Origin of the sequence: Clostridium sp. (assembly GCF_036646415.1) — a bacterium.
Classification (GTDB): domain Bacteria; phylum Bacillota; class Clostridia; order Clostridiales; family Clostridiaceae; genus Clostridium_J.
In genome coordinates, this window is sequence record NZ_JAVXMF010000006.1 from 45296 (window position 1) to 57395 (window position 12100).

A 12100-nucleotide genomic window follows, 5' to 3' on the forward strand; every position below is an offset into this window, starting at 1 on the left:
ATTAAACCTCATACTTTATAAAAAAAACACTACTCAACATAGTTGAATAGTATTTATGTGCTACACTTTATTTATTGTTGTATACTGTACTTGTATTGACCTACGGTTAATCCTGTGACCTTTTTAAAAGTTTTATAAAAATACTGTTGGTCAGTAAATCCTACTCTTTGATAGATAACTTTCATACTATCTTCCCCTTTAATAATCATTTCCTTTGCCTTATCTATACGAAGTTTAATAATATGAGAAGAAATATTTATCCCAGTCTCCTTTTTAAATAAAAATGATACATATTGTTTAGATAGATTAATATGAGATGATATATCTTCTAGTGTAACTTTATTTGAATAATTTTTTTCAATATATTCCACAACTTTATTTATTATATATTTAGAATTCTGATCCCTTATTCGTAAAACTAGCTGAGATATCTCCTCTATAAATTTACACATTAGCTCTGATATAAATATAATTCTAGTAGAATCCATAATCTTATTATAATACCCCTGATATAAAGTCACATAATCACTTCCTTCAAAGTACTCTTCATACTTTTCTAATATACTAGCAACAATATTGCAGTACATAAGTTTACATGATAACTCTGATATTTTACAATTTTTTATTTCCTTCTCTATACTCTGTACATAACTTTTGCCTTCCTCCAGGTTGCATTCTTCTATAAAGTTTATTAAAACACCTTTTGAATGTTTTTCAAACTTTAACATATTTATATCATTTAGTTCTCTTTTTTCCCTTGTTTCTACTGTGGAACTTAATGGCAAATAGAATATATCTTTAGTTCTATCCACCCATTCCTTAAATCTACTTGGAAATTCCCTAAGGTCACAAAATATAGGTGTATAGATTATATCTAACTTAATATTAAAGTATTGAATTACAGTGGTTTTTATATACTTAATTACCTCCTGAACCTGGCTATTTTTTATATCTTCCTTGGATATAAGATATAAAAACCCCTCTCCCTGTTCCTTTACAATACATTGTATTTTTTCCTTAGAAAATACCCATGTTATGAGTTCCAACATAGCATTTTTAACATTTTTACTTTCTTTTCCTTCAGTAGAAATAGTCATATTCTTGGCTTCAGGAAAGAAACCTAAAATAGAATATTTTCCTTCATCAATATTAAAATCCACCTGTTTAAAATCCTTAAGGTCTACACTCTCAAAGGAACTCGAACCATCTATAAGATACTCAATAAGCTGCTCTTTAGTCTTCATCAAGGTTTCACTTGCCTTATCCCTACCTAAACCCACCTTATCCATAGCATTTAAATTTCTTTTTAAATCTAGCATAGTATTTACAAGTTCCTCATCCTCTACCTCTGATTTAAGAATATAATTATTAGCTCCGTACTTTAATGCTTGTCTTACATTTGTAAAATCATCATAGCAGGTTAACACAAGTATTTGAGTTAAATTATCTTCTTTCCTTACTTCTTTAGTTAACCATAAACCATCCTTCTTAGGCATTTTTATATCTGTTATAATCACATCTGGGTTATATAACTTATACATTTCATAAGCCTTCTCACCATTTGGAGCCTCACCTATAACTTCAAATCCTATGCTATTCCAATCTATTGTTGATTTTAACCCTATTCTTACAAGAACCTCATCATCTACAATTAAAACCTTATATACTTTCATCACCCTCTTTATCTACTAAAAAGTCACCAGTAGGTTTACTCATTATAATCCTAGGAACCTCCACCTTAACGTATGTACCTAGTTTACTTCTATTACCTATGTTAATTCCATATTCTTCCCCACAATGAAGCTTTATTCTTTGATTTACATTATTTAATCCAACTTTACTAAACTTATTTACATCCTTTTCTTTACTAAAGATTTTTTCTATATCTTCATCACTAATGCCAGGTCCATTATCTTTTACAATGATAATTAATTTTTCCCCCTCAATACATGCCTTTATAGATATCTTCAATGGGTCATCTTCTTCCTCTTCCCTAATCCCATATATCAAGGAATTTTCTACAATGGGCTGTAAAATTAATTTAGGTATTGTGCACTTAAAGCACCCTTCATCAATGTTATAAACTATGTTAACTTTTTCATTAAACCTTAAGTTTTGTATATTAATATAATTTTTAACATAGTCTATCTCATCCTCTAGAGTAATCATTTCCTTTCCTAAGTTTATACTTACCCTAAGGAGCTTTATAAGTGAAGTTACTGCATTACTTACGGATTTATCACCTTGTATCTTAGCCATCCATTTTATAGTATTTAAGGTGTTATATAAAAAGTGTGGATTAATCTGTGCATGCAATGTCTCAAGTTCTAACTCTTTTTTAATTCTTTCCTCTTCAACTAGCTTATCAACAACTTCATTCATCTTTCCAATCATATTATTAAAGCTATTTCCTAGTTCCCCAATCTCATCAATTCGCTCCACATTTATACGCACACCTAAATCTCCATCTTCAGCTTTCTTCATCATATTTTTCATACTTACCATAGGTCTTGAAATCTGTGATGAAAAGAATAAACAAATTAGTATGGTTATAATTACATAAATTATTCCACCTATAAACATATATCTCTGCATATTTGTAATTTCTTTGTATAGATATTCCTTAGATACAATCTTTACAATTTTCCAATTAGGCAATGTAATATTAGAATATATGCATACCTTTTCAACTTCATCATCCTTAAACTCAATTGACCCTACATCTTTATTTGAGGATAGAACTTCTACTGCATAATTTTTATCTTCTATATTTTTTCCTATGATTTCCTTATTAGAATGACTAATAATCTGACCCTCGGAATTACAAATAAATAATTCGCTACTTTCCTCTGTAATGAGACTCTTGTAAGAATCCTCTAATATGGTTTCATCTACATCTATAAATATTATCCCCATTTCCCTTAAGCTATTTAAATCTATTATCTTTCTTCCCAACGAAAAATAATTCTTAGTAATTTCTCCCGACAATATTTTAACCTTAACAGGTATTGTATCAATCCACACTAACTCTCCATGGGTTTTATTAATATCATTAATATCCATTCCTTCTTGCACACAAGTTTTAATAGTTCCCACATCATAAATCTGATCTTTAGCTATGAGGGATATACTGTCTACCTGCTCATTTGTAGTACAAAAATTTCTAAGTATATTATTTAATTCCTCATTACTTTGCAATGATGAATCTTTTAAGTTTTCTATAAAATCTCTATTAGTAATAACCATATCTGATAGGTCTGCAATGCTATCAATTATAAAATCAATATTACTCCCTGCTTCGTATACGGATTGCTTTGCAGATTCACTATACTTTGCAGTAATAATAGATTTCATCACATTGTTATAAATAATATATATAAATCCAATAGGTATAAATACTAATAAAATAAAAGTAATTAACAACTTATTTCTAAAACTCTTTCTAATCCATAAAGCTTTCATTTTATACCCACTATTCATTGTAGTAAACTCAACTCTTCGAAGATTTTATCTGCTACTACCTTAGGATCTAAATCATTATTTACCATATCTCTTACATTATTAATAATTATTTGTTCTACAAAATAGAAGTTACTTATCTTAGATCTAAAATATACATTATCCGCTTTCCAAACCTCTAGCAATGTAGGTAAATGATTTAAATTACTTATTTCATTTGTATTATTTTTTACACTTTCTATGATGTTTTGTACCTCCATACTATTGTACACAGATTTTCTCGGGGGCATACTTCCACCCTCTGGTTCCCCTAAAACCATAATTTGTGTCTGAGGTGCTGTAGCCCAAACTATGAATAACCAGGCAGCCTTCTTTTCAATTTCTGTAGCATTGCTATTAATTCCTATGCCTGCCCCTCCATATATATTTGCACTTTTCTCAGTGCCATAAGGCAAGATGCTATAGCCTACCTTGCCTGCCACCTTAGATATATTAGGATTTTCCGCTACAGCCGCATTCTCATCCCAGTTTGCCATCATTGCAACTTCACCATTTTTAAATGCCTCTGCAGTATCTGTCCAATTCCAATTAAGGCTATCTGGTGCTCCCACTTCCACCATCTGCTTGTACATATTTAATCCATCTTCAAATTTATCATTTTGTACTGAAATCATCTTAGGTTTTTCTATGCCTAATGTATTAACATAAGGATCATCAAAATAATTTCCTCCATAGGATGCAAGAACATTTGAAAAATCGCAATATACTGAATTATGTAATTGAGCCATTTGTGCGCTTCCATATTTAACTTCTTCATCTGGAACATTTTCATCAATCCACTTAGAAACAATACAATACCTTTCCCAAGTGAAATCCTTTTCTCCTGGAGTCCAATCAAATCCATTCTCCGCTATAAACTGTTCCCTATATTTTTCAAAAATATCTTTTCTATAGAAGAAAATCATAGTTGTAGTATCAAAAGGTATCGCACATAACTTATTTTTATCACTAAAATAAGATAAAATATTTACCTGGTCATCAAAGAAATCATCAATTCCACCTGGTATATGAGGCATCTTAGGATCATTATTATATAAATTCAAATCCTCTAGACTGTTATAAAACCTGTTAATAGTTTGATATGGATCTACATAAACAAGTTGGAACTTTCCCCTTTGTGATATGAAATCAGTGTTTATCTTTTCTATCATTGTAGTATAATCCATTGGTCTAATGTTTACTCTAATACCTGTTTTCTCTGTAAACTTTCTACATTCTCTAGAAAGAATATTAGCATTTATATTATTCTCTACTACAAAATTAAGGGTAGTACCCTCAAATTCTCTCCAATTAAATCCCTTCGGTGTCTCTATATTCGGTAATTCATAATCCCATGGATAAAAAGGTGCTTTAAGGTTATTACTAATTAATTCATTATCTTCCGCCTTAGCCATTATTATGTTTTCACTATAAGTAGTTAAGCAAATCATTGTTGCAACCATAATTATAATTAAAGTATATATTCCTTTATTTCTAATAATAATCACCTTCCTCCTTTTTATATGAAATACTATTCCATTTAGCTACATTATACATAATATTTCTCCATATTTAAATCATTAAATCACTATTTTTTCATAAAAATGTTACTCTATTAAAAAATATTAAGAAAAAATAATCATTATATGATAAACAAAGAAATATATACCCCTTAGCTCTTCTGTGAACATGAATACTAAATCTGATATATGAAGTAATAATATAAGTATTAAAACTTCAGAGAAAGATATCTATTTATTTGATTTAAATATTGGAACTATAAGCTTAAATATTAATTAAATTATAAAAATAAGAACCCATAGAAATATACACTTTTTCAAGGTGTCAACTCTATAGGTTCCATTTAAAAATGATTTCTAAAATCATTCTAAGTCAGCCTCTTTTTTCTCTCTCTATACTCCTGTTATTCTCTTCTCTGTATCCTATTAAATAAATTTCTATTATACTCTATTTTAGGGTTATCTGGTATATACTTAGCTGCTTCCTCGTTATAATATATCGATTTATTTATATCACCTTTTTTAAAGTAAGCAACACATAACTGAAGATGTGGAATCCAAGTATAGTAACCTTTGTTCATTAGTGCTAAATATCCCTGTGGTGGTATACACTTTGCTGCTACTTCATACCAAAATATAGCTGCATCAATTAAATTTCTTTCTAAAAGTATATCCCCAATGCTACAGCAAAAATCTGCTCTTGGAACATCAAACTCAAAGCTTCTAAAAAGAGCCTTCAAAGCACCATCTATATCACCCATAATCACATAACAGTCAGCCAAATTTTTACAAGCTATTTTTCTATCTTCTACCCAACCTTCATTTAGCTCTAAAAACTTATTATATTCTTTTATAGCTTCATCACATAGCCCGTTGTGATATAATTCATTACTATAATAGAACATATCTCTTACAGATAGAGCTTCTCCCTTTGAAATAAGATTTTTAAATATTTTTAGATTTCTATCAGTGTAATGCTTATCTTTTTTATGGATTATATCTATATCAGCATTAATAGTAGGTTCTTCCACAGATAAGTATTCATGTACTGCCCCAATCCATTTAAATCCACAATTTCTTTTAACTAATCTATTTCTTCTTAATGAACTTGTTGTATTTCCATCAGAATCTTGTCCTAAAATGTAATTCATAGTTACAGACTTTATTGTTATATCAAAATCATTCTTTAAAGCTATTAATTTTTTAACACTTTCATTTTCAACTATATCATCTGCATCAAGCCACATTATATAATCCTTAGTTGCTTTACTAAATCCATAATTTCTCGCTGCTGCAAAATTATCTATCCATTGAAAATCATAAATCTTACAACCTAATGCTTCTGCAATTTTCTTAGTGTTATCAGTTGATCCTGTATCAACTATTATTACTTCATCAACAGCCTCCTTTATAGATGTTATACATCTTTCAATAACAGCTTCTTCATCTTTTACAATAATGCATAAGGTTATGGAAATTTTATTCATAATACTCTACCCCTCTCTGCACTTCACTATTCTACATATATAAGGTAAAGGGAATACCTATTAATTAAGTACTCCCTTCAATTTGTTAATTAAACATAAATCTATCTATTATAAATACCATATTATACTAAATAATGGTATATTATTTTCTATACTACATAAGGGTATATTATTTTCTATGGTAAATCACTAATTGTAACATCTACACTACCTATTTCACCTGAATCAACTGTAACAGTTGCATTTCCAGGTGTTGTTCCAATGGTATATTTACTTTCATCAACATCAAATACAACAGTATAGGTTCCTGGGCAAAGATTTCTAAATGCATATGAGTTTTGCACACCTGTTGCTACTGCTAAAGTAGTCTTTTCTACAAATACATTAGATCCTCTATATAATTTAACTGTTAAAACTAATGCAGGATCAATGCCACCATAGTTAATTACTCCTGCAACTATTGCTGTTGCATCTTCTTCTTCACAGCAAGTTGTTTCAGCAATAGTAGCCTTTAGGAATAATGCTACACTCTTGAATATAATTCTACTATTTAAAACCTTTGCAAATACATCTTCTACACATACATCAACACAATATTTAGTTAATTCTATTGGCGTTTCATCATCTGGTATAACTATATAGGTGCAGAAAGGGTGTTGGAAATTAACTGAATGAAGAGATTGAACACAGGTATCTGCTGTGTATACTATTGTTTGGCATATAATCCCATCAACTAAAAGCTTTCTTCCTGTTAATGTTGTACCTTCTGCATTTTCTACTAATACACCACTACTATCGACCTTGCTAGGTGTTTCTATAACTCTAGCAGATTCTATTTTTACATTAATATAAATTCTTTCTAAATCTTCAATATCAGGGTAGCAATCTGGAAGTTGTAAAATTTCTGGAACTATGATTTGTGTCCATGGCTCTTGTTCTTGTGTGTCAAATCTTGATGGGTCATCACATAGTCCCACTACTTGATAATTATATCCGTGGTTACATTTACAATACATAGTTTAATCCCCCTTCTACAAGCAAGCTATAGGCTCTGCTTTTATAAATAATGTGGTGTTCTTAAAGATTTGTCTTTCATTAAGAGCACATGCATATAAGTCTTCAATACAAGTTCTAATTCTATACTTGCTGAGCGTAGAAGCCCCTTCTGGAAGAACTATATAAGCTGATACTGGAACATCAAAATGAGCTGAATGAACTGACCTACAATCTGTATTAGAAACATAAGTGATTCTTTGTCTTAAAACTGCATGAATTAATAATTTTAATCCTGTTAATTGTAATCCCTCATAATTTTCAGCTACTTCTGGAGTTATAATAATCTTTTGGCATATAACCTTAACATTAGACGTAATCGTAAGAATTTGCATTACATCCGGTTTACAAGATGGTATTGTTAATAACTCTGGTACTGATATCTCTGTCCAGAGAGTTTCTGTATCATCTATTATTAAATTTTCAATTTGAACTCTAGTACAAGTCCCTTTTATAATAGGTTGTTCTGTAAAGCATTCAGTTGGGCCACAAGAGCTAGTTGAAGATATACAGTCTATACCTGAATTATCATAATATGATTTATTACAATCGGTGTTAGAAGTTCTTTCTGCTGTCAATATGATTGCAAATGTTAAATTAACACTTCTATCACAAACTCTTTTAACACAAATTTCTTCAATCAATGAATAAACTTCATAATTTGCCTCTAGATCTGCATCCTCAGGTAGTACTATGAATGCTGAGAAAGGAATTTGTCCATGGAAGCTATGAACACTTTGGTCTATATTTAAAGAAACATAAGAAACTGTTCCACAAATTAAACCTTCTATTACAAGCTTCCTTCCAGTGGTTATTTTCCCTTCTTCGTTAGTTACTGTATCAGTAACAATACTGGACTCATCATAAACTGCTGGAGCTACTATTACTTTTTTACTAATGATTTGAACTGTAGCATTTACAGAATCTATTTGTTCAATTGATGGTTTTTGTAATGGCACTCCCACTGAACCATTTACACTTAATTCTGTCCATACGTCTTTTAATTCGAAGCTTGCTACTTTACTTTCAAAATCCGGGAAAAATATACTTTCCTCATCAATACAGTAGTTACACTTATCTTTACTACAATGATTAGCATTACATTTACAACTTGAAACTAATTTTTTTTGACACGGGGTCGTCATAGGCCTATAGCCACTACAAGGCATATTGTTATCATTCTTTTTATTACAATCGCATGCTATATTTTGATGTGATTTATCACAACCACATGTTGTATTTATATTATCCATTTATAAAAATCCTCCTGAATTTTATGATAGTATTACATCATCAATTAACCAGAAACCTGATGGTTTATTTATATTATTAATTACTCTGCTTGGTTCTGCTACAAACACTATTGTAGCTTTTGAAATTCCTGCTGGAATTGTTACTTTTTCACAGCATGGTCCTTTGATTCTACTACATGATGGAACTAAGCTATATGATTCAAAATCATAATTGTTTAAAACTGGAATTGTAGGATCTTCTTCATCTAAATTTAAATCTATATCTATCTGCTGTGCTCCTCCTCTTGGAAGTTTCATTGCAGCAACTAATTCACCACTGAAATTACAAATATTATCTGCTATAGGCCAATTAATTGGGTTTAATATAAAATCTCTTATACTGCAACAAGATCCTGTATTTAATACGTCTCCCCAATATAAATAAGCTCCTGCAATTAAATTATAATTTTCTCTATTAACTTCTAATAACTCGCCTTCATCATAATTTAATTCATAATTATAATCATATTTAGCTGCCCAAAATTTCAATTCATAAGAACAATCTGGATCAATATCTACAACTCTTATAAAATATGATGGTAAAAACCCTAAAATATTATTATAAGTTGGCTGCAATATTAAAGATTGATTTCCACTATGAGCTACATTGAAAAATTTACCTGTATTAATTGGTATTGTAACTGGAATTAATGCTGGTATAGTTCCTACAATATTTACTAGACTAATAGATGAATAGTATGACTCTGTAGTTGGAGTGCCAGCTGGATCTCCAATTGGAATTATAGTCCCTGTTGGTATTAGTACTTCATTTGTTCTTAAAACGCCATTGCTGGCTGTCCAGCTTCTAGGCTGATAACAACTATCAAAAATACTACATCCTTGTGGAAAATATTCAAAACTCCAATCACAAACATGATTACATTTTAAGCATCCTGGTCCTGTTGCACCTGTTGCTCCAGTATCTCCTTTAATTCCTATACCTGTTGCTCCTGTTGCTCCTGTTGCACCAGTATCTCCTTTAATCCCTATACCTGTTGCTCCTGTTGCTCCTTTACAACAATTACAACATCCATTATTACATCCACATCCGCAACCATATGGTTGACACATTTGAACTGGCATTATTTGTCCTGGAGGTCCTGGATCACCTTTTTGTCCTGGACATCCTGGATCTCCCTTTGGTCCTTGGGGACCTGGCCACCCTGGATACCCTGCTGGTCCTGGAGGTCCTGGCCACCCTGGACAACCTGCTTGTCCTTGTGGACCCTGATATCCTGATGGACCTGGACATCCGGGATCTCCCTTTGGTCCTTGTGTGCCAGGATATCCTGGTGGACCTGGACATCCTGGGTCTCCCTTGGAACCTTGAGGTCCAGGTTGTCCTTGAGACGGCATTATATAACTAACTGGCGGTGTATAATAAGGGGCACCTCCAGATATATTCGTACTATTTAAATTTACATTTTCTCCACTACTTGGAAATTCATTGTAATAGGTTGGATAAACACTCAACTTTATCACCCCCATTATTACAATATGCTTGTCTATATAACTTGACACTTTATTTATTAATTTATTTATTTCAAAAATTGCACCACTTTATATTAAAAACATACTCTATATTGTAACGACATTTCCATATTGAGGTGAAATAAGTGAGCATAAATTACGTACACTGTGATAAAACACAAAGGATTATTAAAGAGTTTAATTATACTAACGAATTATGCATAGCAAAATGTAAGCCTCCTATTAAGAAAATTTTAGATGTTTCTGTGAAGGTTTTAATTGTAGAAAAAAAAATCATAGATACTTGCACTGGGTTTAAATTATGTATTAAAGGTTGTAAAGTAATAAAAATTGATTACGAATCATGTGACTGCTCCGATAAAATAATAAATGATAAATTTATATGTCCTTTTTTTGAGTTAATCTCTTTAGATTTGTGTACTGATATACTAGACGTATCTGTTGAAATTTGCTATTGTGATGCAAATGTTTGTGGAGGCAACTCTATTTGGGTTCATAATTCCATCGCAGTGTGTTTACTTGTAGCAATCAAATGTAATTCTTGTAATTGTAATTGTGATGATGATATATTAAGTATAGATTGTTGTAATCCTACTAAGGACTCTGATTTCTACTGTAATAGCACTTGTAGTCCTTTATATAAAGACGATAAGCTTAATATTAACCCTGATCATGATAACTATAATGAAACTCCGTGGAATTTTAAAAATGACTTTCTTCAAACCCAATTTTGCAATGTAATATTAAAATAAATTTAACTTGATTTAATAAAAAATACCCAATAGTGCAGACAATAAAAAGTCTACCTATTGGGCATTTTTGTGTACAAAGTCCCTATATAAAGAATAAATAACAATTGAAGTTATCTAATAATGAACCATTTTCTTTACATAATTGTATCTATTAAAATTTGAATTTGTCCTAAAGATTTTTCTTCATTGTCTATTCCGCCTCTTGTCATTATGTATATCTCATAAAAAGTTTCACTAACCTTTATATTATTTTTTTCAATATAATCAACTAGTTTTCCATAATACTTACTTGTGTCTTTATAATCATCATCAAAATTTATTGTAATATAATATCCAGGTTTTAATGTAATTATTTTTTTTTCATCTATTGCCATAGTATCACTTATGCTTATTATCATATTATTATATGTTAACTGATTGTGTTTTTTAAAATCCTCATAGGAGGTAGAAAAAACTAACTCTTTATTAGTGTTTCCATACTTTTTATCTATATCTCCTAATGTTTTGCATAAGTTTATCTGAAATTCCTCTGTATATCTCTGAGTATTATTATATTTTATAAATTTTCTCTCACTGCAATATTTTACAAAAACTTTGTTTATACCCTCTTCTAATAGAGTTTGAATTCTATTTTCTAAAAAATATATGTTACTTTTTATGTTATCTAACTCTTTTATTTTCTCTTCAACTATTTCTTTTTGTTTTGTTATGATGTCTAAAATAGAGTTAATAGAAGTATAATTATTTACTAATATTTTTATCTCATTTAAGGACACCCCCATAGCTTTACATTGTTTTATCAAATCTAAAATTATAAAGTGTTTTACTGAATAATATCTATATTTGCTTTTTTCATTTATATATGCTGGCTTTAATAAGCCAATTTTGTCATAATGCCTCAATGTCTGTATAGAAATATTATGTAGCTTAGATACTTCTCCAATTGAAAAACGTGTATACATATTATCTCACCCCACTATTATTATACCCTAAATTTCAAACTGAAA

9 protein-coding genes are annotated in these 12100 nt (G+C 30.2%); 1 reads left to right on the top strand and 8 read right to left on the bottom strand.

The genetic code is table 11. From position 1 onward, the window contains the following. Positions 1–71 precede the first annotated feature (71 nt). The 7 genes from RSD37_RS06220 to RSD37_RS06250 all read right to left on the bottom strand — a co-directional run bounded on the left by RSD37_RS06220 (position 72) and on the right by RSD37_RS06250 (position 10323). Positions 72–1673, bottom strand: coding sequence for a response regulator (locus tag RSD37_RS06220; RefSeq protein ID WP_346945849.1), 1602 nt, complete (start codon positions 1671–1673; stop codon positions 72–74). Continuing rightward, positions 1660–3462 (bottom strand): sensor histidine kinase, encoded by a 1803-nt coding sequence (locus RSD37_RS06225; RefSeq protein ID WP_346945850.1) that lies wholly within the window; start codon positions 3460–3462, stop codon positions 1660–1662. The genes RSD37_RS06220 and RSD37_RS06225 overlap by 14 nt, the downstream gene beginning before the upstream one ends. A gap of 14 nt (positions 3463–3476) precedes the next feature. After that, positions 3477–5006, bottom strand: coding sequence for an extracellular solute-binding protein (locus tag RSD37_RS06230; protein WP_346945851.1), 1530 nt, complete (start codon positions 5004–5006; stop codon positions 3477–3479). A 416-nt stretch (positions 5007–5422) separates the two neighbouring features. Continuing rightward, entirely contained in the window at positions 5423–6505 is a 1083-nt protein-coding gene (locus tag RSD37_RS06235) for a glycosyltransferase (protein WP_346945852.1), read from the bottom strand. A 176-nt stretch (positions 6506–6681) separates the two neighbouring features. Then, the gene (locus tag RSD37_RS06240) at positions 6682–7521 is read right to left on the bottom strand and encodes an SPOCS domain-containing protein (protein ID WP_346945853.1); all 840 of its coding nucleotides are present in this window, start codon (positions 7519–7521) and stop codon (positions 6682–6684) included. 15 nt (positions 7522–7536) lie between these two features. After that, positions 7537–8811 (bottom strand): DUF3794 domain-containing protein, encoded by a 1275-nt coding sequence (locus RSD37_RS06245; protein WP_346945854.1) that lies wholly within the window; start codon positions 8809–8811, stop codon positions 7537–7539. A gap of 21 nt (positions 8812–8832) precedes the next feature. Beyond that, positions 8833–10323, bottom strand: a complete 1491-nt coding sequence (locus RSD37_RS06250) for a collagen-like protein (RefSeq protein WP_346945855.1) — start codon at positions 10321–10323, stop codon at positions 8833–8835. Positions 10324–10466: 143 nt separating this feature from the next. Here RSD37_RS06250 and RSD37_RS06255 point away from each other — a divergent pair, with 143 nt between their 5' ends. Next, positions 10467–11093, top strand: a complete 627-nt coding sequence (locus RSD37_RS06255; RefSeq protein ID WP_346945856.1) for a hypothetical protein — start codon at positions 10467–10469, stop codon at positions 11091–11093. Between the two features lie 134 nt (positions 11094–11227). On the opposite strand, the gene RSD37_RS06260 is transcribed toward RSD37_RS06255, so the two are convergent. Beyond that, positions 11228–12055 carry a MerR family transcriptional regulator gene (locus tag RSD37_RS06260; RefSeq protein ID WP_346945857.1) on the bottom strand — a complete coding sequence of 276 codons (828 nt, stop codon included), beginning with the start codon at positions 12053–12055 and terminating at the stop codon, positions 11228–11230. Positions 12056–12100: the final 45 nt, after the last annotated feature.

Coding starts and splice junctions, on each gene's coding strand:
- RSD37_RS06220 (WP_346945849.1), bottom strand. CDS start 1,673: ATGAAAGTATATAAGGTTTTAATTGTAGATGATGAGGTTCTTGTAAGA.
- RSD37_RS06225 (WP_346945850.1), bottom strand. CDS start 3,462: ATGAAAGCTTTATGGATTAGAAAGAGTTTTAGAAATAAGTTGTTAATT.
- RSD37_RS06235 (WP_346945852.1), bottom strand. CDS start 6,505: ATGAATAAAATTTCCATAACCTTATGCATTATTGTAAAAGATGAAGAA.
- RSD37_RS06240 (WP_346945853.1), bottom strand. CDS start 7,521: ATGTATTGTAAATGTAACCACGGATATAATTATCAAGTAGTGGGACTA.
- RSD37_RS06245 (WP_346945854.1), bottom strand. CDS start 8,811: ATGGATAATATAAATACAACATGTGGTTGTGATAAATCACATCAAAAT.
- RSD37_RS06260 (WP_346945857.1), bottom strand. CDS start 12,055: ATGTATACACGTTTTTCAATTGGAGAAGTATCTAAGCTACATAATATT.